Origin of the sequence: Brucella tritici, from assembly GCF_902825325.1 — a bacterium.
Lineage (GTDB): Bacteria > Pseudomonadota > Alphaproteobacteria > Rhizobiales > Rhizobiaceae > Brucella.
Genome location: NZ_CADEAR010000004.1, coordinates 192,963 through 216,822 on the forward strand (window position 1 = coordinate 192,963; position 23,860 = coordinate 216,822).

A 23,860-nucleotide genomic window follows, 5' to 3' on the forward strand; every position below is an offset into this window, starting at 1 on the left:
AAAGATGGAGGGAAAAACCATGAACCGCGGTGCACTTCTCACCAGATTGAAGGAGCTTCAGGAACTTCCAAAGTTTCAGAAGCGGGATATCTGTACCATAAGCGCTTTCTTGCAACTCGAGGCACTGGCAGAGCATGTCAGGGTCTGTGAAGAGGCAGCAGGCGTTGCACAAACAGGGCAGGATCATTGATCCTGCCTTTTTTCTTGTAAGGCTCAGCTTTATCGAGTGCTCCGAGCTCCTCGGCTTAGGCAGGCAGATCAGGGGTGCCGCTTTTATGGCACGGCAAAAAACATCTGCAAGTAGCAGCCGAGGAAGACAAGGGCGACCAGCGCCGCGATGAGGAACAGGAGCTTCATTCATCATGCATCGCTCAATCGCTGTTCACGTTCAAGAAAACAGATGGTGATTGACGGGATCAGTGAAGAAAATCCTTCTCTATCCCATTGTTCCAATGTGATTTTTGGAAGTGATGGCTTGCCTCATTTGTTTGAGATGGGTGCAAGCTCCTGCCGTGCCGTCGTCAAAACTGCCTGTGTCAGGCTTGCAAGCCTGTCAGCCGCAAGGCGGTTGACCTGCCAGAATAAAGGAATATCCAACGGTGTGTCCGGGATCAATTCGATGAGCCTGCCTGATTGCAAATGGTCACCCACCAACTGCATCGGGTTCATCCCCCACCCCATGCCTGATAGGCTTGCATCGACAAAAGCCTGTGTCGAGGGAAGCCAATGTGTCGGGCATGCTATGTCGGCTCTGAGGGCAGCGCGCACCCACTGATCCTGCAATCTGTCCTTCTGGTTGAATGTCAGAGCCGGGGCCCTGGCGATAGCATCGCGGGTTATTCCACCGGGAAAGTGGCGAGCGACGAAATCTGGTGATGCCGTGGCGCGATATTGGAGAATACCAAGCGGCGTCAGACGGCAGCCCTGAACCGGTTTGGACAGGGAGGTTACGGCAGCAACGACGCGTCCGCGCCGCAGCCATTCGGCAGTATGATCCTGATCGTCTACCGCAATGTTGACGAGATACTCCGATGATGTGCTGAAATGCGAAATCGCTTTCAGAAACCACGTGCCGAGACTATCGGCATTGGTCGCTATATGAAGCGTTACGCGCTGTGCCGTATTCTCGCTGCCGGACAATCCAGGCAATTCCGCCAGAAGTTCGCGTTCAAGCATGCCCACCTGCTCGATATGCCGGCATAGCCAGTCGCCTTTCTCTGTGGCCATGCAAGGAGAACCTCGCTCGATGAGCACGGCACCAAGCCGCTCCTCGAGATGTTTGACACGTTGTGAGATAGCTGACGGGGTCACGTTCAATGCCCGTGCGGCTTTCTCAAAACTGCCTGTCTGAACTACCATCGCCACTGCTCTCAAGGCAGAATAGTCGATCATTAGAATTCCTAAATTGAAGTTATAAAGTTTAACTATTCTAACTCTCTAACTTCCAGTATCCAAGTGCCAACTGACCCCAGATGGCGACCATTTATGAATCCTTCAGTCTATGTAACCGGCCTTACCATGGGCCTCACTCTCATTGTTGCCATCGGTGCACAGAACGCCTTTGTCCTGCGGCAAGGGCTGCGCGATGAGCATGTGTTTGCCGTAAGCCTTGCTTGTGCCGTATCGGATGCCATCCTGATCCTGATCGGTGTCACAAGCTTCCAGAAGATCGCTGCTATCATGCCTGCGCTTGATCCCATTATGCGATATGGCGGTGCGGCTTTTCTGATCTGGTATGGTGCGCGCAGCCTCTATTCCGCTTTTACCTCGTCGGCTGTTCTGGCCACTGCGAACGGGGCGTCTGTGAGTCTCACCAAGACACTTGCAACCTGTCTGGCGCTGACATGGCTCAATCCGCATGTCTATCTGGATACTGTCGTCCTTCTCGGAACGATCTCCACGCAGTTTCCGGGTTTGGAAACATCGTTTGCCGCAGGTGCGATCACGGCGTCTTTCGTGTTCTTCTTTTCGCTTGGCTTTGGTGCCCGCTGGCTGCGCCCGATTTTTGCCCGCCCATCTTCGTGGCGTATTCTGGAAGGCATCATTGCCGTAACGATGTGGTCAATTGCGCTGAAGCTCGTGATTGGCATGTAAGGAAAAAGCCGGACGCGATAAATGCATCCGGCTTTTTGAGGTTTCGGAGGGACGTTGTCTATAGCCCCATGGCCTTCAGTTCCTGAAGCGGAGGGATCGTTTCGTACATGACAGGGTCGAGACGATCCCAGATGATGCCGCAGGTTGGCTTGTGCGGGTCCTTCACCTCGATTGTGCGGGTGGGGGTGAAAATCACGTCCGCAACTGTATCGTAGACATCCGGCGTCAGCTTTTCACTCAGTACCTGACAATCATGCACGACCGCCGCTGCTGGCGTTGCGGCGGTGATGCGGCCCAGACGGTAAAGCATGCCCCATTCGGCATCGAAGAAACCATGTCCTTTACCAAAACGGACCCCTTCGAGATTGATCGCGCCGGTGCCGGTAACCATGTAGTCGACGACCGGCATGGCCGAGATATCTTTCAGCGTTACCGGCTGTCCTACACGCTCCATGCCGTCGAGCGTCGAGGCATAAAGATAATAGTCCGGCGAAATCAACTTCGGATCGAGAACCCAGAAGCCGCGCTTGATCGAATATGTGGTTATCAGAACGGTCTTACCGTCTTTCAAAGCTTGAAGACGCAGGCGGTCGAGACAATTATCTGGCGTGATGAAGATGAAGTCTGCGTTCTGATAATAGCGATGGCTTGTCAGACGGGCTACGGCATCCTCTCCACCTTCGAAATCCGCGATGAACTCGCCAAAGTCGAAATGGAAACGGCTATCCGGGACAGCGACCTTGCGCAACTCGCTCCACACACGTTCGCGAACGGAAGCTTTGTGATCGGTGATTTCCATGGGAACTCCTTGCATTTTAGTCTGCCGGGCTCATGCCGCGGCGTGCGAGTACCTGGCGCTCGCAGAGGGCTACGATTTGATAGAAAAAGACGGATAGCATGACGGACACAACCGCAACGGCCCAGATCATGCCGTAGTCGAGATATCCGCGTGACTGGTTGAGAAGGTTTCCGAGCCCCGTACCCGTGGCCAGCCATTCGGCAATCATGACTCCAAGCAAAGCGCGGGGTACGGCAAGGCGAATGGCAGCGAAGAGATAGGGCAGGGAGGCGGGTACGGATACTAGACGGATTTGTGTCCAGATGCTCGCACCATAGGCGCGGGGCACGTCCAGCGCCGCACGAGGAACCAGTGCCATACCCTGCGCCATGGTCACGAAGGCAGGGAAGAATGTGACCGACACCGTGATCCAGAGGATGACAGACGGTCCGCGTCCCAACAACAAAACGAGCAGGGGCGTCAGGGCGACGAGCGGCATCGTCTGCGTGACAAGAGCGACAGGCATGAAGCCGCGCACGATGGCAGGTTTGGCGACGGAGGCGATAGCGAGTGCAAAGGCGAAGAGGATGCCTGCTGCCATGCCCAGAAAGGTAAGCGGCAAAGTCTGCGAAAGCGCCGTCAGCAATTTTGCCTGCGCGGGAGCTGCCGACGGAGCGAGGAACAGATAGTCGAACAGTCCGGTCGGCGTTTTGGCAATCATGGCCGGTGTTCCCATGGCCACAAGCAGTAGCCACCACAAGACGAATGGAAGCGCGATCGAACAAATGACGAGAATAAAATTCAAACCACGCGAGCTGCGCGGGGTAGCGTTCGGAGCGTTGGCTGGGACGGTGATGGCCTTGGTGCTGCCGGTCAACATTTTTGCAAGGATGGAAAAGAGCGCATAGGCCAATCCTGCAAGCAAGGTAGCACACAAACCGATACCCCAGAGCCGGGTCGGTTCAGCTCTCCCGAGAGAGCCGATCAGATAAGCGCCGAGACCAAAGCGTCCGCCGCCACCAAACTCGGCCAGAATGGAGCCCAGAACTGCATTCGGAGCCGCAATTCGCAGACCGGCAAGGATTGACGGCAGGGCGGATCGCAATTGCGCCAGACGCAGCACTTTCCATCGGCTGCCGCCATAGGCACGAACAATATCCACCATGCGGCGGTCTGTCTGGCTGATGCCGGTCACGGTAGCAGCCATGGTGATGAAATAACAACCGAGTGCCGCCAGTGTGATACGCGGCGTCATTCCTGAGAAAGTCAGCACCAGAATGGGCGAAATGGCAATTGGAGGCAGTGCAAAAATCGCGATGTTGACGCCACGTCCCAGTTTCGCGGCAGCCGGAAAGAGAGCGAACAGAATGCCTGCAGCAACGGCAACAAGGTTGCCGATGACAAAGCCAGAACCTGCGCCCTGAAGCGTGGCCAGTATGTGGGCTGGATAATCGGCTCGGTCGATCCACAGGCGGGCCAGAATTGCCGAAGGTGCCGGCAAGGCGCCACCTGCGATCAGGGAAAAGCGGCCGCATATCTCCCAGGCTGCAATGAGGATGACCCAGTTGCGCAAGGTAGAGAAATGGTTCGATGGCTTCATGTCAGCCATGCAGAGCCTCCGCGACAGCGTCCTCCAGCGCATGGAACTGCGATGTGCTGAATATTTCGGGGCTGCGTGGGCGTTCCAGCGGAATATCGATGATCTGCGCGATGCGTCCGGGGCGACTGTGCATCACCACAATCCGGTCGGCGAGGAATACCGCCTCGTCTATGCCATGGGTAACGAGCAGGGTGGTCGCCTTGCTTTCAAGCCAAATGCGTTGAAGCTCGATGTTCATCTGGCGGCGCAATATCTGGTCAAGCGCGCCGAAAGGCTCGTCGAGAAACAGAACGCGCGGATCGGTGACCAGGGAGCGGGCAATTGCCACACGCTGGCGCATGCCACCTGAAAGCTCACCTGGAAGTGCCTTCTCGAAGCCTTTGAGGCCAACAAGGGCGATCAATTCGGCAATCCGCTCAGCCTTTGCGGAGCGAGACTGGCCAAGTACATCCAGCGGCAATGCAATATTGTCTTCGACACTGCGCCAGGGCATGAGCGCCGCATCCTGAAAAGCCACACCGGTCAGTCCGGCCTTTGCTGCTTCTGCAGGGCTTTTGCCCATGACCGAAATCGAGCCGCCGTCGGGTTGGTCGAGGCCGAGTGCCAGCCGCAACATAGTCGACTTGCCACAGCCGGACGGCCCGATAAGTGCAGTGAACGAGCCGGTCGGGCATGCGAGCGAGACATCGGATAATGCAATTACATCCGTGCCGCGCCCCGAAAAAGAGCGCGTCACATTTTCAAGCTTGATCCCGGACATCTCAGGCATCAAATCTCTTCAAGAAGCGTAGTGTCGAAATGATCGCGCTTGGCGGCGATGCCAATCGTACCGAGCGCCTTGATCGTGTTCTCGATGGCTTCTTCGCTCATGGAGAATACACCGTTCGGCGACTCGATCAGCGGCTTCTGGGCGGTGTTGAAATAGATTTCATTTTCAATCGACCTGCCCGTACCCTTGAACCAGCTGTCGGCAAATTTTGGTGGGTAGGCTGCCGGGTCCTTGAGGTTTTCATTCCAGCCCTTGCGGCTTGCGCGAAGGAAAGCAACGAGATCCTTGCGCTTTGCTTTGAGTGTTTCTTCCGTCACGACAACCGTATCGTTGAAGATCGTAAAGCCGAAATCATAGAGCAGGAACGACACGGCCTCTTCGCCTGCCTGCTTGATGGTGAAAGGAACATTGGTCGTAAAGTCGAGCGAAGCGTCGATTTCACCCTTGATGAGCGGCGTTGGATCATAGGCATAAGGAACGATGTTGACCTGAGAAGGTTCGATGCCCGAAATCTTCAGCATGGCTTCGACCGAGATGACATTGACCGGCGGCACAGCCAGCGTCTTGCCAATCAGGTCCTTTGGCTCCCTGATCGGGTTTTTGGCGAGCGAAATAATGCCGATAGGGTTCTTCTGATACTGGGCGCCGATAATCTTGAATGGCGCTCCCTGTTCGACGATTGCCTTGATCGTCGTGTCGGGAGTGGTGAGGGTCAGGTCGGCCTTGCCCGCGATGATAGTGCTTTCCGGGATGACGTCGGGCCCACCGGAAATATAGTTCAGGTCGAGGCCTTCTTCGCGATAGAAGCCCTTGTCGACTGCAATGAAATAGCCGCTGAATTCTGCGTCATTGATCCAGGAGGCCTGAAAGTTGAACGGTGCATCCGCTGAGGCAAAACGGCTCATAGCTGGCAGAGTGGCTGCGGCGCCCAAAAGTCCGAGAAAACGGCGGCGATCCAGGGCAATATTCATTGAATTTTCCTTTTGGTGCTGAACTGTCAGGCAATGCCGCGCATGCGCGCAAGCTCACGCAGCGGCGGGATGGACTGGATTTCTTCGGCTGAAACGTCGTTCCAGCGAATACCGCGCGGCCTGCGACGGTTACGTGTTATCTCAATCAGGCGGCTGGGCGTGGCAATGAAATCGAGAGCAATATCGTTCTCCGATACGTTGAGGCGCTCTTCCACGATTTGTACGTCATGCACGGCTGCTGCAATCAGAGACTGCTCGTCAGCAAGACCCAGATCGGTGAACATGCCCCATTCCAGATCGAAGAACGCATGGCCTTTGCCAAAGCGGACTCCATCGATGGAAACAGCGGATGCGCCAGTCGCAATGACATCAAAACGGCCGATATGAGTCAGGTCTTCGAGACTGACCGATCGACCGAAATGTTCCATACCGTCAAGCCAGGCTGCGGCTTTCTCCAGCCCCGGGGGAACGGATCCCGGTTCCAGCAGGAGAAAGCCGCGCTGCATGCCGTAGGTCGGCATGATGAATGGTGTACCCGACATGATCAGGCGACGGCGCAATTCGATCATGGAATTATCTGGCGTCACAAAAACCAGTTTGGCTTTCGCAATCCCTTCAACCACCAGCAAGCGATCCGTCGCTGCCTCTACACCTTCAAAATCCGGTATGAATTCCGAGAACTTGAAGTGGAAGCGTGCATCAGGGCGGGCGACGTCTTTCAGCCGATCCCATATGCGCTGCCGTATACTGCGGGAATACGCCATGGAGATTCCATGAATTTCAATGTTTCATTATCAATGAAACAAATGTTTCAGTATTGCAAGAGGCGATGATAAGCTTTTTTAGTGCACAGAGAGATTCGGAATAAACGCACATGGCTTCACGTCTGGTACTGCGCATACAGGAGCGCTACGCAAAGCTCACCGCAGGCGAGCAGAAAATCGCGCAGCTCGTTCTCGAGCGCGAGGACGACATCCTGATTCATTCCGCTACTGAAATCGCGGAGATGGCTGGCGTATCCAAGGCAACCACAGCTCGTTTCTTTCAGCATCTGGGCTATGCGGATTTCAATGAAGTCAAACTTCAGGCGCGTGAGGAGCGCAATCGCACCGAACCTTTTGAATATTCGAGCACGGTTGACGAAGAAGTGCCGCTGGTGCGTACCATCAGTGCGCATCTTAATCTGGAGATCGCCAATATAACCCGAACATTCGAGGCGCTTCGGTCCGACAAGATGCGTGAAGCTGCCGAACTTATCGCAGAAGCGCCGCGTGTCTGGGTGGTCGGGATAGGCGACGAGGAAGGGTTCGCGCGTTATGCGCGGCTCTTGTTCTCAAGGTTGCGTCACAGCGTGATGATCCTTGGTATCAATCAGGGCTCGTGGGCTGAAGACCTTGCCATGACTGGTCCGAAAGATGTGTTGTTGTTGATCACGCTGCCGCCACATCGGGCATTGTTGAAACAAATTCTGGGTTATGCGGCTACGAGCCGGTTGAATATTGTGACCATTACGGACCGGGGATCGGTTTCGGAGGCCCAGCGTTATGCGCGCGTCGTGCTGCCGTGTCATGTAGACAGCTTCGCATTGGGAGCATCATATACCGCCGTCAGCAGCGCCATTCGGCTTCTCGCTTTGACCTATGCTTCGCATGCAGGCAAATCGGCGCAACAGCGGTTGGAGATCGTCGCCGGTATTCACGACGAACTTGACGATATGGACTGAAGCTCTCCGCTTAGTTGTTTCGGACGTGTTCCGGGCGGAAGCCGACCCCTATTAACCTGCCCGCCAGATGTGCAAGAATGGGCCAGCGTGCGATGTGGCGCATAAAAGCGGGTGGCCCATCGCGCCTAGTGTCATTTGTTTCGCGCTTGCGTCGATCGCTGCGCATCATCAATTGAAGCTTCTGTGTTGCCTTTGTCGGAAAACGACGCCGTGCTTCGACTGCAGCGAGATGCGGTTCTAAAGTTTGGTTTTCCTGAAGCGGTGCGGTCAGAATATTTGCAGCTGCAACGGCGTCCTGAATGGCGAGATTGACCCCAAAGCCGCCGATTGGCGACATGGCATGAGCGGCATCGCCGATACACAGAAGCCCCGGCTTCCACCATGTCTTAAGTCGGTCAATGCGGACGCTCAGGAGATAAACGTCATCCCAGGTGCGTATTTCATCCATTCGGTCGGCAGGCAAAGGGGAGACTTCCGCAACTGCTTTGCGGAGTGCATCGAGTCCTCCTTGTTTGACGTCAGCAAAGGTCTGTTTGCGGAGCACATAACCGCATTGCCAGTAATCGCCGCGATCGATCATGACGAAACCCTGTCGAGGACCGCCGTGGCCCATCGTATAGGGTGGGTCATTGGGAGCGTGTGACAGCTTCATCCAGAGAATTTCGCTTGGCGAGCCAAAGCTTTCGACCTCCAGACCGGCCTTTGTGCGAACCGTGGAGTTTCGCCCGTCTGCCCCTACGACGAGTTTGGCATCAATCCTGATCGATTCATCGGATGTTGTTGCAAGGAGGCCGGTGACCTTCCCATTCCGTTCGATGAGATCGACCACGCTCGCAGACATAATGAGTCTGAAGTTCGAATACTTCGCAGCTTCGCGTGCAATATAATCCAAAAATTCCCATTGCGGCATGAAAGCGATGAAACGACACTGAGCGGGAATTCTCGAAAAATCGGCTATTGTGATGTCCTTGCCGCCGATTTCTGCATGTAGCCGATGCGCTTTGGTATGGGGGAGGGCAAGAAGGCCATCCAGCAAGTCGAGTTCATACATGACCTGAAGGGTGGACGGGTGAATTGTGTCGCCGCGAAAATCGCGCAGAAAATCCGGGTGCTTTTCGAGAACGGTCACGTTGATACCTGAGCGCGCCAGCAGAAGCCCCAGCATCAGCCCTGCTGGCCCACCACCTGCGATCACGCAATCAGTTTCGATATGGCTGATATCCGATGGGGCTGGCTGCGTCATGACTGTTCCACTCGACCGCGCTTGTTTTGCACACAAGACATAAAAAGACCGGCGCTCTCAGTAGGTCAAGCGCCGGCTGGAAGTCTACGCGACCAGTAGAGGTCAAAACATGAATTAAATTATCAAGTTTAATTTGTCAAGCGACCGAGCCACGCCAGCGAGCAATGCCGTTGAGCTTGACTTGCCAGTTTATCCTGCATTGAGAATTGAAATCTATCCGAGCGCGGGCGGCGTTCTTTTGCCAAGTTGCCGTTCGCGGAAGACCGAGAACAGCCCGGCGCCGACGACGATGACTGCGCCGGCGATGATGTTCCATGTCAATTGCTCGTGGAACACCGTGACTGCGATACATGTGCCGATAACGAGCTGCAGATAAGTAAGCGGCTGTACTTCTCCTGCCTCCAGAATGTTGTAGGCACGGATAAGGAAATAATGGCTTGCGATACCGCAGGCACAAAGGGCTGCCATCCAGAACCAGTCGCTTCTGGCAATAGGCATGAGATAGAAACTGCCGACAAATGTGAGGGCAACGGCACCTGCTATGCCAGTGTAGAAGAAACTCGTCATGGCATCGTCGCTCTTGCTGACGGCGCGTGTCGCAACCGCATAAACGGCGAACATGACCATCGCCGCCACGGGCAGAAGCAGGCTTGCGTCGAATGTCGCGTTCACTGGATTGATAATCAGCAAAACACCGATCAACCCGACAATAATTGCAGTCCAACGTCTCCAGCCAACCTTTTCGCCAAGGAAGGGCACGGAGAGCATGGTCACTAATAGCGGCGCGCCCTGAAAGATCGATTGTGCCGTTGCCATGCCCGCGCGACTGAGAGCGAATATGAATGTAACGATTTCAGCAGCAAGCAGGATGCCGCGAAAAACCTGCAAGAAAGGACGTTTCGTTGCTGCGGCCTTGGCAATGCCTCCGGAGCGGATTGCAAGCAGGAGAACGAAGGCTGCAAAGACCCAATAGCGAATCATCGTTATGAGGATCGGCGAATAATGGGTGCCAAGATACTTTGAGATACCATCCTGCGTTGCAAAAATGGTAACCGCGAGAAGTGTGAAGAGATAGCCCTGGCCTTTGCGTGTCATGGCGCACTCTTATCGACACAGCATTGGTGCTGCCACCCATAAAATCTGAAATGCCCACATTGTATGAGCATTCCATCGTTATCGGCGGAAGATTTCCAGTCGATGTGCTTTGATGGATTGACACCCTCATGATCTTAGTTATTCTTTTATAAAAGCTTATATAACATAATTGTGGAACAATTCAAAAATGGGGGTTCTGCCTTGCGGATCAAACTAGCACTCCTTCTGGCTTCTGCCATGATCTTCAGTCCCGGCGTTTCGCTGGCTCAGGACAAGGGTGGTGTCATCAATGTCGCGACCATTGGCGAGCCGCCGACGCTCGATCCGATGGTGTCCACCGCCGATCTTGTGGGTATCGTCACGCAGCATATCTTCGAAACGCTCTATACGTTCGACAAGGAATGGAAGCCGACGCCATTGCTGGCAGAAAGCCTGCCTGAAATCAGCGCGGATGGAAAAACCTATACGATCAAGCTGCGTTCCGATATCAAGTTCCATGACGGTAGCGACATGACGTCGGAAGACGTGGTTGCGTCGCTGGAGCGCTGGACGAAGCTCGCTTCGCGCGGAAAGCAGGCGTCGGCCTTTATCGATAATATCGCGGCGACTGATCCGGCCACAGTGACGATAACGCTCAAGCAGCCCTATGCGCCATTGACCTCTCTGCTTGCCTTCAACAACTCTGCGGCGATCATCATACCGTCAGAAAAGCAGGCAGAGCCGATGAATGAGTTTATCGGCACCGGTCCCTATATGCTCAAGGAGCGAAAGGCAGATCAGTATATTCAGCTCGTACGTTTCGACGGTTACGAGTCGCGCGACGGCGAGAGCGACGGTTATGGCGGTGCGCGTCATCAATATCTCGACGAAATCCGCTTCGTATCGGTCCCGGACGCCAACACTCGCGTCGAGGCAGCGGTTTCCGGACAGTATGATTATGTCGATTCCATTCCGGTTGAGTCATTTGACAAGATCAAGTCTTCGACAGCTTCCCAGCCATTGCTTCTCAAGCCCTTCGGCTACCCTGTCTTTGTTTTCAACACCAAGGAAGGCGTGGCGTCGAAACTGCCTGTGCGCAAGGCCGTAACCCACGCATTGAGCATGGAAGACATGCTTGCGGCTGCGTTTGGCAGTACGGAATTCTACGCATTGGACGGTGCCTTCTATCCGTCCAATTTCGTCTGGAATACTGACGCTGGCGTTGAAGGCAATTATAATGTGGCCCAGCCGGAAGCTGCAGCCGAAGAATTGAAGGCTGCTGGCTATAATGGCGAGCCGTTACGCATTTTGACAAGCCGCCAGTATGAGTTCCACTACAAGATGGCGCAGGTGGCTGCAGAATATCTGAAGCTTGCCGGTTTCAACGTGGATTTGCAGGTTGTCGATTGGGCGACACTGACGCAGCGCCGCGCTGATCCCAAGCTCTGGGATATCTACATAACGCACAGCCCTTTCCTGCCCGAGCCTGCTTTGATGGGTTCTCTGTCGACCAGCTCGCCGGGTTGGTGGGACACGCCGGCGCGTAAAACCGTAGTCGATGCATTCACGTCTGAATCCAATCCGGAAAAGCGCATTGCGCTGTGGGCAGACGTTCAGAAGACCATTTATGACGAACTGCCCCTGATCAAGATCGGCGACTTCAATGCTGTCGCGGCAATGTCCACCAAGCTGGAGGGCGTTGAGCCCGCGCCGTGGCCTTACTTCTGGAATGCTTCGCTGAAGAAGTAACTTCCGGGCAATGCAAATGCCGTCCGTCCGGTCGGCATTTGCTGAAGTGTTCAATCTGGAGAATCTGATCGCATGGTGCGCTACATCCTTCAGCGGTTTGTCGGCATGGCTGTCGTCATGTTTCTGGTCGTGACGATCGTATTCGTGATTGTCCGGGTGACGCCAGGTGATCCTGCCGCTGTCATGCTTGGACCGGATGCATCGGCGCAGGACATTGCCGATCTGCGCGCCCGACTTGGCCTCGATCAGTCGCTGGTCATTCAATACTTTTACTACATCGGTCAGCTACTGAAGGGCGATCTCGGTCAGTCGATCTTTCTCAACATGCCGGTCGGTGCGGCATTGCTTGACCGGGCCGAACCAACATTCTTCCTGACCGTTCTTTCGCTTCTGATTGCCTGCATCATTGCTCTGCCGGTTGGAGTTTATGCAGCTTATCGGCGTGGTTCCTTTGTCGATCAGGCTGCAACGACGGTTGCCATGCTTGCAGCGAGCATACCGAGCTTCTGGCTCGGCCTTATCCTCATGCAGTTTTTTGCGGTCCGGCTGAACCTGTTTCCTGTGTCCGGCTATGGCGGTCCGGGTTCGAGCTTTATGGATCGAATGTATCATCTGATCCTGCCAGCCTTTGCGCTGGGGTTGGTTTCCTCTGCTCTGATCCTGCGTTTCACCCGTGCCTCAATGCTTGATGTTCTTGGTGACGACTACATCCGCACGGCGCGTGCAAAGGGTTTGATTGAGCGGCGTGTAATCATGAAGCACGCATTGAAGAACGCGCTGATCCCGATCCTGACGGTTGTCGGTCTTACTGCAGCCGTCCTGATCTCCGGAGCCGTGGTAACGGAAACGGTGTTCGGCCTGCCGGGGGTTGGCAATCTTGTCGTGTCTGCAGTCCTGCGACGGGATTATCCGGTAATTCAGGGCGCGCTGCTCGTCATAGCAGGGCTCTATGTCTTGATTAATTTCATCATCGATATGCTCTATCTGTTCGTAGATCCGAGGGTTCGCTACTGATGGCCGATCTTGTTACGACCACGCAAAAAGCCCTTTCGGAACGGGCTTTGTTCATCCGTCGGCTGTTCAAACGCAAGACGGTAGCGGCCGGCATTATTGTGCTTGCAGTCTTTGCTATCCTCGCGCTGCTGGCGCCCTGGATCGCACCTTATTCACCGTCGAAGCTATCCATCGTCAACCGTCTAAAGCCGCCGAGCGAGATGTTTTGGTTCGGTACGGATGAGTTCGGGCGTGACGTCTTTTCTCGTACGATCTATGCTGGACGGCTGTCACTTATGGTGGGCGCGGCTGTTGTCGTCCTGTCGGCGATCATAGGGGTGACACTCGGATTGCTCGCAGGCTTCTTCCAGCGTCTGGATACGCCCATCGCTCGCCTGATCGACGCGATGATGGCGTTCCCCGATATTCTGTTGGCCATTGCCCTGGTCGCTGCGCTTGGCCCATCGCTGGCGACGGTCATCGTTGCGTTGTCTGTCGTCTACGCACCGAGGCTGGCGCGCATCGTGCGCGCCTCAACGCTGGTGATCCGTGAATTGCCTTATGTCGAAGCGGCTCAATCGCTTGGAATTTCGACATTCCACATCATGACGCGGCACGTGCTGAGAAATCTGATCTCGCCCATCATCGTGCAGTGCACTTTCCTCTTTGCGAGCGCAATGCTCGCCGAAGCGGGGCTCTCCTTCCTTGGTCTCGGCGTAAGCCCCGAGATTCCAACCTGGGGAACCATGATTGCCGCAGGACGCCAATATATCGGACAAGCCGACTGGATGACCTACTTCCCCGGCTTCGCCATCATTCTTTCTGTCCTCTCGCTCCAGATGGTTGGCGACGGACTACGCGACATGCTCGATCCAAGACTGCGAAGGGATTTGTAATATGATTTCCGGTGAACAATCGAAGCCGCTTCTAATCACCAATGTCAAACCGGTAGCTTTCGGTGCAGAACATTTCGATATGACGACCGATATTCTGGTCGGGAAAGACGGCAATATCAGCGCCATCGGCAAGTCGTTGAACGCACCGGCAGAGGTGGAGCGTGTCGATGGCAAGGGAGCCTGGATTTCGCCGGGTTGGGTCGATCTGCATGTCCATATCTGGCACGGCGGCACGGATATTTCGATACGCCCTTCGGAGTGCGGTGCTGAGCGAGGGGTGACAACGCTCGTTGATGCCGGTTCGGCGGGAGAAGCCAATTTTCATGGTTTCCGAGAATATATCATCGAACCGTCCAAGGAACGGATCAAAGCCTTCCTCAATCTCGGTTCAATCGGCCTTGTCGCTTGCAACCGGGTTCCGGAACTACGAGACATCAAGGACATCGATCTTGATCGTATTCTCGAATGCTATGCAGCCAACAGTGAGCATATTGTAGGGATCAAGGTCCGGGCCAGCCATGTCATAACCGGGTCATGGGGCGTTACGCCGGTCAAGCTTGGTAAGAAGATCGCCAAGATACTCAAAGTGCCTATGATGGTGCATGTAGGCGAGCCGCCCGCGCTCTATGACGAGGTTCTTGAAATTCTTGGCCCTGGCGATGTGGTCACGCATTGCTTCAACGGCAAATCCGGTTCCAGCATTATGGAAGACGAAGACCTGTTCAACCTCGCGGGACGCTGCGCTGGCGAAGGTATCCGGCTTGATATCGGCCATGGCGGAGCGTCCTTTTCGTTCAAGGTTGCTGAAGCGGCAATTGAACGTGGTCTCCTTCCATTCTCAATCTCGACGGACCTGCATGGCCACTCGATGAATTTCCCTGTCTGGGATCTGGCGACAACCATGTCCAAGCTGCTGTCGGTCAACATGCCGTTCGAAAATGTCATCGAAGCTGTCACGCACAATCCGGCGTCGGTGATCAAGCTCTCGATGGAAAACCGGCTTTCGGTAGGACAGCGCGCAGATTTCACGATCTTTGATCTGCTCGACGCCGACCTGGAAGCGACGGATTCCAATGGCGATGTGTCTCGCCTGAACAGGCTTTTTGAACCTCGCTACGCAGTCATCGGCGCCGAGGCCATTACGGCCAGCCGCTATATACCGCGTGCGCGCAAACTCGTTCGTCATAGCCACGGTTATTCGTGGCGCTGAAACAATTGGCGCAGCATTGAATTTGCGGGAACGCCCCGTGACGAAATGATGAGGAAAATTCGTGTCTCATTCTCCCCAAACGACCGAAATACAGCATTCCCCTTATGATCGCTTGGCTTCGCTTGGCATAACTTTACCGCCCCCACCCCCACCTATCGCGAACTTTGTCACGCATGTTCGGGAAGGCAATATCCTCTATCTTTCCGGGCAGGGCCCCCGGGAGGAGAGCGGATATTTGCGCGCGGGTAAAGTCGGTGGCGATATTGGCGTGGATCAAGCCTATCAGGATGCCCGCCTGACGGGTATCAATCTGCTGGCCGTCATGCACGAGGCTCTTGGCGATCTTTCCCGTGTGAAACGTGTCGTGAAACTATTGGGGATGGTCAATGCCGTGCCGGATTTTGAACTGCATCCCAATGTCATCAATGGCTGCTCCGATCTTTTCATCGAAGTATTTGGTGCTGCCGGACAACATGCACGTTCAGCCGTCGGCTTCGGTTCCTTGCCGGGCAATATCACGGTTGAAATCGAAGCGATCGTAGCCCTGAACGACTAGGACAGCGTTAATGATTGCGCCAACCCATCAGCTTTTCGATCTTCGCTGCCGAAGCGCGTACCTGACTGGTGTAGCGACCTTCGTCGGAAAGCACTTTCTGCTCCGGGAGCACGATGGAGATCGTCGCAACGCATTGTCCATCGCGGTCGCAGATCGGGGAAGCAATACAGGCAACCGCATAATCGGATTCCGCAATCTGGATCGAGAGCCGTTCATCGAAGGCTTTCGCCGCAGCCTCCGAAAGACTTGCGGCGTCGATTTCGGCTCGACCGGTTGGAGAAGTTCGGGCGCAGCGCTTGAAAAGCTCGATCCGTTCATTTGCAGCCAAATGACCGACCAGCAGACGTCCGGACGCGGTCCAGTTCAAGGGCACTCTTGTGCCGACACGCGAGGCAACCTGGAACGGGCTTGGTCCATCCGCCATGGCCAGAACGAGCATATGATCTCCGTCCCGTCCACACAGCTGCACCGCTTCGTTCGCTTCGCGGCAAAGATCATGCATCTCGTGCGTGGCGACGCTCATGAAATCAAGCGAGCGCGCATAAGCAAGACCGTAGTGATAGAGCCGCGCACCGAGCCAGATTGCGCCATCCGCGTTGCGGGCGAGCATATTCTTTTCAACGAGATCATCGATGGTTACATAGACCGTCGACAAAGGTGCCTTGATCGCCTTTGCAATCGCATAGGGACCAGCCGGAGCACCGGTTTCATAAAGATAATCAATCACCTGCAACGCACGATCTATGCCGCTCACACGAGAGCGACGTGTCGACTTGACTTCGGTGTCGTCTGCAGGAGCCGTTTCAGCGGGGACGGCGGATGATGATGCGCTCACTCATGTGCTCCATGTGAATTCGAGAAGTTATTACATTATTATGGCATATCCGTCTATGCCTGAGGCAGCGAAAGAAATGGGAGAATTGAAATGACCGATGATATCCGCCGCAAGATCGGGCTTCGACCGGTCATCAATGTTTCCGGTACGATGACATCGCTTGGTGCATCCATCGTTGTGCCCGAGGCGGTAGAGGCGATGGCGGTCATCCTGCCGCAATTCGTCGAGGTCAATGATCTCCAGCGTAAGGCAAGTGAAGTGATTGCGCGATTGACAGGCGGCGAAGCTGGTTTCGTCGCTGCGTCCTGCTCGGCAGGCATTACGCTTGCTGTTGCCGGAGCTATGACAGGCAACAACCTTCTCGCAATTGAAAAGCTACCGGACACTACACCGGAAAAGAACGAAGTTCTGGTGCAGACCGGTCACGTGGTCAGCTACGGCGCACCGGTCGATCAGGCAATCAGGCTTGCGGGTGGCAAGGTCGTTCTGATCGGACAGGCAACATCGACGCATCGCTATCACATGGAAAATGCGATTACCGAAAAGACGGCTGCGGCGGTTTATGTCGTATCGCACCACGTCGTCGACTATGGCCTTTTGCATCTCAGTGAGTTTGTCGAGATCGCGCATGCCAAGGGCGTGCCAGTGATCGTGGATGCCGCATCTGAATACGACTTGAAGCTATTTCTGGAAAAGGGCGCAGACGTCGCAATCTATTCGGGACACAAGTTTCTGGGCGGTCCGACCTCCGGCATCGTTGCAGGTAAGAAGGAGCTTGTCCGCAATGCGTTCCTGCAAAATCTCGGCATCGGGCGCGGCATGAAAGTTGGTAAAGAGAGCATTTATGGCGTTATGGCGGCGCTGGAAGCGTGGGAAAAGCGCGACCATGCCGGAATTCGCGAGAGGGAGACTACATATCTGGAACTGTGGAAGAAGACGCTGGATGGCCGTCCCGGCATCACGGCTCTGATCGAACCAGATCCGACCAACAACCCGCTCGACCGCCTGCGAGTGATCGTATCGGCCACTGACGCCCACATCACGGCCTGGGATCTGGTGACCGCTCTTGCCCGAGGGAACCCACCGATCATCACCCGAGATCACGAGGTGGAACACAATTATTTCTATCTCGATCCCTGCAATCTCCATCCAGGGCAGGAGACCATTGTTGCTCAACGTCTGGGCGAAGAACTCGACAAAGCCCGGGCATCGAACGAGATTATCGCGACTCCCTTTGAGGATCGAAGCAGGCATCGCTTCGACAGCTTGCTGCGTTGGCCGGATTGATTGGCGGAGCCTGAGTAAAGCGGAGGAACATCATGACGTCTGAGAAAATTGCGACGGTTGGAAAACACGAACCTGTTCTATCCGTTCAAGGGCTGAGCACCTCTTTTCTGGTCGATGGTGCCTGGAAACCGGTTGTGGATGACGTTTCCTTCGATGTCCATCCCGGAGAAACCGTCGCAATCGTCGGGGAATCCGGCTCAGGCAAGAGTGTCACCTCACTGTCGATCATGCGTCTTTTGCAGAAGGATACGAGCCGCATCGAAGGCAGTATCAGGTTGGGAGATAGGGAGCTTCTGACGCTTCCAGAAGAGAAAATGCGCCGGATACGCGGCAACGAAATCGCTATGATCTTTCAGGAGCCGATGACGAGTCTCAATCCGCTCTTCACAATAGGGGACCAGATTTCGGAAGCATTGCTCTGCCATTCGCAAATGTCAAAGGCAGATGCGCGTGCTGAAACGATCCGCTTGCTTGAAAAGGTCCGCATCCCGTCCGCAGTATCCCGCTTCGATGAATATCCGCATCGCTTTTCAGGCGGTATGCGCCAGCGTGTCATGATCGCGATGGCTCTGGCATCCAGACCCAAACTGCTGATCGCCGACGAACCGACGACGGCTTTGGATGTAACCATTCAGGGCCAGATACTCGATCTTATCAAGACGTTGCAGGAAGAGGAGGGCACGTCCGTTCTTTTCATCACGCATGACATGGGCGTGGTGGCCGAAATATCGGATCGTACAGTTGTCATGTTTCGTGGAAAGCAGGTTGAGACAGGGCAGACAGTCGATATCTTCCGGCAGAGCAAACATCCTTACACGCGTGCACTTTTGTCGGCAGTTCCTGTACTGGGTTCAATGCAGGGCTATCAACGCCCTCTGCGGTTTCCGATAGTAGACAATGCGACCGGCCTTTCGGAAAAGCCGGTCGAGGTGGCGGATACGGTCGACAAGGTCGATGTACCCGTGTTGGAAGTGAAAGGCCTTACCAAGCGCTTCGAGATTTACTCAGGTTTCATGTCTCGCCTGAGCGGGCGTGTCCATGCCGTGGAAAATGTGTCCTTCGATCTCCGCAAGGGTGAAACCCTTTCGCTGGTTGGCGAGAGCGGGTGCGGGAAATCGACGACTGGACGCGCCATCATGCGACTGACCGAACCGGATTCCGGTGAGGTTTTGGTTGAGGGCCAAAATATTCTGGCCCTCGACAAGCAGGCCATGCGCGAGATGCGGAGAACGGTTCAGATGATCTTTCAGGATCCCTATGCATCGTTGAACCCGCGCATGACGGTGGGAGCCGCTATTGCGGAGCCTTACATTGAACACCGGCTGGGAAACGCACGGGACGCGAAGGATGTTGTTGCAGACATGCTGGAAAAGGTTGGCCTGACGCCGGATATGGCAAAGCGCTACCCGCATGAATTCTCCGGCGGGCAAAGGCAGCGTATCTGTATAGCCCGGGCGCTGGCCTTGAAACCTAAAGTCATCGTGGCAGATGAAAGTGTGTCGGCGCTCGATGTCTCGATCAAGGCACAGGTCATCAACCTCATGCTGGATCTCCAGCAGAGCCTCGATCTGGCGTTCCTGTTCATCTCGCACGATATGGCCGTCGTTGAGCGTGTAAGCCATCGGGTAGCGGTGATGTATCTGGGCGAGATCGTAGAAATCGGGCCGAGGTCGTCGGTGTTTGAGAACCCTCAGCACGACTATACACGCAAGCTGATGGCGGCTGTGCCGGTTCCTGACCCTGATCGACGCAGGGCTAAGCTTTCAAGCGAAACGGGGGAACTCAAGAGTCCCATCCGTCCGGCGGATTTCGTGGTGCCTTTACGCGAATATCGCGAGGTATCGCCTCAGCATTTCGTGGCGTTGTAGCGCACGCAATTCGTCATGGAGCACCAAGACGATCCAGTGCAGTGCGAAGTGGAGCTTCAGAAATGTGGATTAGTCCGGCATAGGGACTCGCCATATCCGAAATCACGAAAATCGCGCCAGCGACGGACAATGAGCATACGATTATTATCAATATGACAGTGTTGTTTAACGGGGCCTGTAGCCCAAAAGTTGCGAATAAAAGCGCCAACCATGAAATCAATACGATGAGAAATGGAACAGGCAGCCCCTCATCTGTTGTTTCCACCAATTGCCAGTGACCTTCGGCAATCATTCCGCTGACTTCCAGCGCGCGTGCTTGGAGGGAGCTCTGCGCGGCGTCCGTCGGATTCAAAGCACGCAGACTGGCCTGAATATCCTCGATATCCTTGAACTCCGGCAAAGCTCCGTCGGAAAGCTCGTCGGCTCGCTTGGCATTCCACGCTTGATCAAGACGTTTCTGGATGATTTGCTTGAGTACGGCACGTGGATGCTCCGTTTCAGGGCCGTAGCGCGCCATGATCCGATCCAGCAAGACAATGCGAGCCGCCGATGTTTTCATCTCGGCTTGTGCATCGTCATAATCGGATTTTGCCGAAGCAATCAGAAGCCCCAGAGCAAGAGCGGAAAGTGTTCCGACAACAGCGGTGGCAAGGCGGATGACATCCTTGGACTCAGAGTTTAGATGATGCTCGGGCAAACGCGTTCGAGCGAACATGCCAAGCATGGTCGCCAATATCAGGATGAAGAATACCAATGCGCCAAGCAATAAGGAGTTCAACTTCGCCTTCCGCGAATTGTTTCCGAATGATTGCCTTTTGAAACTCAGTATATCATCTGTGAGTTGAGATGCAGCTTCACCAAAAGGATGGCTTAGGCTCGGCGCGACCCGGTATGTATGCAATGAATTACACTGCCATCACAGAAAAAAGGTCGGCACAATATGGCCGACCTTTCTGGCGTTGAAACTGCTTTCAATCAACTCTCTGTATGTTGCTGCTTGGCGAGATCCTCGACGCTCATGTCCGGTTCATTCCGGGTTTTATACAGCGAGTAAAGTACACCGCTTGCGAGGATAGCCAGCGTTACGACAAGTGACAGCAGCGTGTTGATGTGAACGCCCAGCGGTACAAGGAAAATCTTGATGCCGATCAGCACGAGAATGATAGCAAGCGAAACCTGTAGATAGCGGAACCGGTTCATCGCCGCAGCCAGCGCAAAATAGAGCGCGCGCAAGCCCAGAACGGCAAAGATGTTCGAAGTGTAGACGATAAACGTGTCCTGAGTGACTGCGAAGACGGCGGGGACAGAGTCGACTGCAAAGATCAGATCGACAGTTTCCACCATGATGAGCGCAACCGCCAGAGGGGTCAGCCAGGTGACCATCTTGTCGGTTTTGGGATGTGGCTGTTTGACCGTGAAGTTGCGACCATGCAATTCGCGGGTGATATTGAACCGGCGGCGAAGGAACTTGAAGACAGCGTTCTGCTCGATATCGGGTGTCTCATCCTGATGGCCGAACATCTTGAAGCCGGTGAAAACGAGAAACGCGCCAAAGAGGAACAGGATCCAGTTGAACTCGTGCACAAGGGCTGCACCAAGTCCGATCAGGATTGCCCGGAAGGCGATAACGCCGAGAATACCCCAGAACAAAACACGATGCTGGTAAAGACGAGGAATGCCAAGAAAGCCGAAGATCGTTGCGATAACAAACATGTTGTCCATCGCCAGGCTCTGCTCAATGAGATAACCGGTATAAAACTCCAGACCGGACTCTGCACCGCGCTGCCACCACACCCAGCCACCAAAGGCCAGCGCGATCAGGACATAAAAGCCATAAAGCAGGAGGCTTTCCTTGGCTTCAATCTCGTGCTCGTCGCGATGCAAAATACCGAGGTCGAAAACAAGCAAGCCGACGACGACAATGATAAATGCCGCCCAGAAATATACAGGTGTGCCGAGAAAATCGCCCGAAAGGGCTACAATAAGCGAATCCATCGCCGGACCATCTCCATTTGAACAAGTGGAGCAGCCCCGACATCGCCATAGCGGTAGCCATGACCAGAGGGGCCCGGCGCTGCATTTCTTCAAATGTGTATGGTTCTGCCAAGTTCAAGAGTAGAACCTGAATTTTTTGTAATGTTCGATCCGGTACGTGTCCCGTTTTGAAAACTCTTAATGCAGGTTACGATATCTAAGCTGGGTACTGGAAGCTGGTTGCCGCTAAACGCGACCTGAGAAAAGCCGAGAAGTGCCCCGGCTGACTATCTATAACATTGATTTTCTTGAAGAAAATTTGGCTGGGGAACCTGGATTCGAACCAAGACTAGCGGAGTCAGAGTCCGCTGTTCTACCCTTAAACTATTCCCCAGCAGGAATTTGCAAATGCCTTCGATCTGGAGGCCTGCAAGCGCGATGGAAGCGTTAGTTCGTTCGCGACGGCCTCCATCTAGCGAACTCAAACACCGAACGCAACACTTTTCTTCGAAAAAATTCAAAGCGATTTAAGTTATCCAGCAATTGCTGATTTCATGCGGTGAGGCGCTGCAAATTGATGTGTAGAGGAATGCTTTCCAGAAGCAGGTGCATAAAAAAGCCCGGCCAGCGGAGGAGCGGCCGGGCAAGGGGCAGGCTGACCGGGAGGGGACCCGGTATGTGAAGGTGGCGCCTGCCAGATTATGAGTCTGCGGGTTCGAAAAAGGCAGTGCCTTACCGAGTCCCGAAGCGATGTTGGTTCAGCAGATCAGGCCTGTAGCCTTGATCCGTAGCCGAGCGTCTGCCAGTTCACCCAGAACCTGTGTGGGGTCGGCTGCGCCGCGATAATGAGCTGCTGTGTAAATATCCTCACGGCGAAGTCCGATATCGCGCAGCATGTGGTCGTCAAAGCTGCTCAGGTTTAGCACTTGCCGTCGACCATTGGAAAACGTCCAGCGACGCATGATCGACGTAAATACGGCCTTCACCATTTGCACGGGCGTGGAGGTCTGTACGCTCGTTGCTGGTAAGTGCGGTGTCGTTATCTTGCTTGTCGCTGTCATGTCCGCTCTCCTTTGATTTAGCGGGGCTAAGTGATCCTTATCGTCAGGGTCATTCGCTTTCGCGGCTCCTTTTCCTTTACGATGGCTGCTTTATCTAACAATCGAATTGATTGTTCCAACGAATGTTTTTAATGTCATTCTTCAATAATAATGATGGATGACGCCGATGAGCACGCCTCTGGATCTCGATCAGTTACAGACTTTCATCGCCATAGCGGATATGGGCAGTTTCACGCGGGCAGCGGACGCTGTTTTCAAGACGCAATCGGCCGTTTCCATGCAGATGCGCCGTCTTGAAGAGCGTATTGGCAAGCCGTTATTTGAACGTGATGGACGGACCAATCGTCTTACCGAAGAGGGCGAGCGGCTTTTGCTATATGCACGTCGCATGATGCAGCTCAATGGTGAGACTATCGCTGCGTTTGATGACACGCAACTGGAAGGTCACGTACGCATCGGCACACCGGACGATTATGCCGATCGGTTTCTGCCGGAAATCATGGCACGTTTTGCGCGATCAAACCCGCGCGTTGAATTGTCGGTCGTCTGCGAACCGACAGTCAATCTGGACGAGATGATCCGCCGCGGAACACTGGATATCGCTCTGGTCACCCAGTGCGATGACAAACGTCGCTCGGAAGTTGTTCGAACCGAGCCATTGCTGTGGGTGACTTCTGCCAATCATGCGGTGCATGAAGAGGCTGTTCTGCCGCTTGCAGTCGGGCGCCCGACCTGTATCTGGCGTCATGCAGCTATTGATGTGCTGGAAGCGGCCAGACGCGATTACCGTATCATCATCACCAGCTGGTCAGCGACTGTTCTTGCGGCGGCAGTTCTCTCCGGCCTTGCGGTCTCTGTTCTTCCAGAATGCGCACTCCGTCCCGGTATGCGGGTCCTTGGTGAAGTTGATGGGTTTGGAACGCTGCCGGAATTCGGCATTGGCATCATGCGCGGCCATACAAAACAGAATGCCATCGTCGATGCACTTGCGCAGCACATTATCGAAAGTCTAGACAATATATCATCACCGCAGCCCGGCGCGATGGCTTCGGCGGAAATTTCGCCGTTTCCGGCGGTTCGCACGAGGAGGGTGCGAGCCAACGAATTGCTGCCAGGCTGGTGATGAGACAGTAAATCGCCGCATGGCTTCTTGACCAGCCATGCCACCTGGTTGCCTAT

24 protein-coding genes and 1 tRNA gene are annotated in these 23,860 nt (G+C 54.7%); 12 read left to right on the forward strand and 13 right to left on the reverse strand.

Annotated features, from left to right (window positions below; translation table 11 throughout):
- Positions 1-19 precede the first annotated feature (19 nt).
- Positions 20-190: a hypothetical protein gene (locus HWX93_RS07530; RefSeq protein WP_010660937.1), complete on the forward strand. Its 171-nt coding sequence runs from the start codon at positions 20-22 to the stop codon at positions 188-190.
- 74 nt (positions 191-264) lie between these two features.
- Positions 265-411: a hypothetical protein gene (locus HWX93_RS07535; protein WP_176037009.1), complete on the forward strand. Its 147-nt coding sequence runs from the start codon at positions 265-267 to the stop codon at positions 409-411.
- Between the two features lie 69 nt (positions 412-480).
- On the opposite strand, the gene HWX93_RS07540 is transcribed toward HWX93_RS07535, so the two are convergent.
- On the reverse strand, positions 481-1,392 hold the full coding sequence (locus HWX93_RS07540; RefSeq protein ID WP_176037010.1) for a LysR family transcriptional regulator ArgP: 912 nt from the start codon (positions 1,390-1,392) through the stop codon (positions 481-483).
- A gap of 93 nt (positions 1,393-1,485) precedes the next feature.
- On the opposite strand from HWX93_RS07540, the gene HWX93_RS07545 reads away from it, so the two are divergent.
- Positions 1,486-2,094, forward strand: coding sequence for a LysE/ArgO family amino acid transporter (locus HWX93_RS07545; RefSeq protein WP_109986786.1), 609 nt, complete (start codon positions 1,486-1,488; stop codon positions 2,092-2,094).
- Positions 2,095-2,152: 58 nt separating this feature from the next.
- Here HWX93_RS07545 and HWX93_RS07550 read toward each other — a convergent pair whose 3' ends face one another.
- The 5 genes from HWX93_RS07550 to HWX93_RS07570 are packed head-to-tail and all read right to left on the reverse strand — an operon-like array spanning position 2,153 to position 6,976.
- Positions 2,153-2,893, reverse strand: a complete 741-nt coding sequence (locus tag HWX93_RS07550) for a 5-formyltetrahydrofolate cyclo-ligase (RefSeq protein WP_061346657.1) — start codon at positions 2,891-2,893, stop codon at positions 2,153-2,155.
- Between the two features lie 16 nt (positions 2,894-2,909).
- A complete protein-coding gene (locus HWX93_RS07555; protein WP_061346656.1) occupies positions 2,910-4,481 on the reverse strand; it encodes an ABC transporter permease in 1,572 nt (523 codons plus the stop codon).
- Positions 4,474-5,241: an ABC transporter ATP-binding protein gene (locus tag HWX93_RS07560; protein ID WP_109986787.1), complete on the reverse strand. Its 768-nt coding sequence runs from the start codon at positions 5,239-5,241 to the stop codon at positions 4,474-4,476. Before HWX93_RS07560 ends, HWX93_RS07555 begins: the two co-directional genes overlap by 8 nt.
- Positions 5,241-6,212 carry an ABC transporter substrate-binding protein gene (locus tag HWX93_RS07565; RefSeq protein ID WP_109986788.1) on the reverse strand — a complete coding sequence of 324 codons (972 nt, stop codon included), beginning with the start codon at positions 6,210-6,212 and terminating at the stop codon, positions 5,241-5,243. The genes HWX93_RS07560 and HWX93_RS07565 overlap by 1 nt, the downstream gene beginning before the upstream one ends.
- A 26-nt stretch (positions 6,213-6,238) precedes the next feature.
- Entirely contained in the window at positions 6,239-6,976 is a 738-nt protein-coding gene (locus tag HWX93_RS07570; RefSeq protein WP_109986789.1) for a 5-formyltetrahydrofolate cyclo-ligase, read from the reverse strand.
- Between the two features lie 110 nt (positions 6,977-7,086).
- Between HWX93_RS07570 and HWX93_RS07575 the strand changes: the two genes are divergently transcribed.
- Positions 7,087-7,935, forward strand: coding sequence for a MurR/RpiR family transcriptional regulator (locus HWX93_RS07575; RefSeq protein ID WP_109986790.1), 849 nt, complete (start codon positions 7,087-7,089; stop codon positions 7,933-7,935).
- Positions 7,936-7,945: 10 nt separating this feature from the next.
- Here the strand turns inward: HWX93_RS07575 and HWX93_RS07580 are convergent, their stop codons facing one another.
- Positions 7,946-9,178: an FAD-dependent oxidoreductase gene (locus tag HWX93_RS07580; RefSeq protein WP_176037011.1), complete on the reverse strand. Its 1,233-nt coding sequence runs from the start codon at positions 9,176-9,178 to the stop codon at positions 7,946-7,948.
- Between the two features lie 213 nt (positions 9,179-9,391).
- Complete coding sequence (locus HWX93_RS07585) at positions 9,392-10,273, reverse strand: DMT family transporter (protein ID WP_176037012.1); 882 nt, start codon at positions 10,271-10,273, stop codon at positions 9,392-9,394.
- 237 nt (positions 10,274-10,510) lie between these two features.
- Here HWX93_RS07585 and HWX93_RS07590 point away from each other — a divergent pair, with 237 nt between their 5' ends.
- From HWX93_RS07590 to HWX93_RS07610, 5 genes are all read left to right on the forward strand, one after another.
- Complete coding sequence (locus HWX93_RS07590; RefSeq protein WP_419190780.1) at positions 10,511-12,001, forward strand: ABC transporter substrate-binding protein; 1,491 nt, start codon at positions 10,511-10,513, stop codon at positions 11,999-12,001.
- 72 nt (positions 12,002-12,073) lie between these two features.
- Positions 12,074-13,015, forward strand: coding sequence for an ABC transporter permease (locus HWX93_RS07595; RefSeq protein WP_176037014.1), 942 nt, complete (start codon positions 12,074-12,076; stop codon positions 13,013-13,015).
- Positions 13,015-13,890: an ABC transporter permease gene (locus HWX93_RS07600; protein ID WP_176037015.1), complete on the forward strand. Its 876-nt coding sequence runs from the start codon at positions 13,015-13,017 to the stop codon at positions 13,888-13,890. Before HWX93_RS07595 ends, HWX93_RS07600 begins: the two co-directional genes overlap by 1 nt.
- Before the next feature lies 1 nt (position 13,891).
- On the forward strand, positions 13,892-15,100 hold the full coding sequence (locus tag HWX93_RS07605; protein WP_176037016.1) for an amidohydrolase/deacetylase family metallohydrolase: 1,209 nt from the start codon (positions 13,892-13,894) through the stop codon (positions 15,098-15,100).
- A 61-nt stretch (positions 15,101-15,161) separates the two neighbouring features.
- Entirely contained in the window at positions 15,162-15,656 is a 495-nt protein-coding gene (locus tag HWX93_RS07610) for a RidA family protein (protein WP_109986796.1), read from the forward strand.
- A gap of 7 nt (positions 15,657-15,663) precedes the next feature.
- Here HWX93_RS07610 and HWX93_RS07615 read toward each other — a convergent pair whose 3' ends face one another.
- Positions 15,664-16,491, reverse strand: coding sequence for an IclR family transcriptional regulator (locus HWX93_RS07615; RefSeq protein ID WP_109986797.1), 828 nt, complete (start codon positions 16,489-16,491; stop codon positions 15,664-15,666).
- A 90-nt stretch (positions 16,492-16,581) separates the two neighbouring features.
- Between HWX93_RS07615 and HWX93_RS07620 the strand changes: the two genes are divergently transcribed.
- Positions 16,582-17,778 (forward strand): aminotransferase class V-fold PLP-dependent enzyme, encoded by a 1,197-nt coding sequence (locus HWX93_RS07620; RefSeq protein WP_176037017.1) that lies wholly within the window; start codon positions 16,582-16,584, stop codon positions 17,776-17,778.
- Positions 17,779-17,810: 32 nt separating this feature from the next.
- Positions 17,811-19,646 carry an ABC transporter ATP-binding protein gene (locus tag HWX93_RS07625; protein WP_176037018.1) on the forward strand — a complete coding sequence of 612 codons (1,836 nt, stop codon included), beginning with the start codon at positions 17,811-17,813 and terminating at the stop codon, positions 19,644-19,646.
- 13 nt (positions 19,647-19,659) lie between these two features.
- On the opposite strand, the gene HWX93_RS07630 is transcribed toward HWX93_RS07625, so the two are convergent.
- From HWX93_RS07630 to HWX93_RS07645, 4 genes are all read right to left on the reverse strand, one after another.
- On the reverse strand, positions 19,660-20,424 hold the full coding sequence (locus HWX93_RS07630; protein ID WP_176037124.1) for a DUF4239 domain-containing protein: 765 nt from the start codon (positions 20,422-20,424) through the stop codon (positions 19,660-19,662).
- A 197-nt stretch (positions 20,425-20,621) separates the two neighbouring features.
- Positions 20,622-21,641, reverse strand: coding sequence for a TerC family protein (locus HWX93_RS07635; RefSeq protein ID WP_176037019.1), 1,020 nt, complete (start codon positions 21,639-21,641; stop codon positions 20,622-20,624).
- Positions 21,642-21,940: 299 nt separating this feature from the next.
- Positions 21,941-22,014 (reverse strand) — tRNA-Gln (locus HWX93_RS07640).
- 364 nt (positions 22,015-22,378) lie between these two features.
- Positions 22,379-22,681, reverse strand: a complete 303-nt coding sequence (locus HWX93_RS07645; RefSeq protein WP_176037020.1) for a DUF1127 domain-containing protein — start codon at positions 22,679-22,681, stop codon at positions 22,379-22,381.
- 166 nt (positions 22,682-22,847) lie between these two features.
- On the opposite strand from HWX93_RS07645, the gene HWX93_RS07650 reads away from it, so the two are divergent.
- Positions 22,848-23,804, forward strand: a complete 957-nt coding sequence (locus tag HWX93_RS07650) for a LysR substrate-binding domain-containing protein (protein WP_176037021.1) — start codon at positions 22,848-22,850, stop codon at positions 23,802-23,804.
- Positions 23,805-23,860 lie beyond the last annotated feature (56 nt).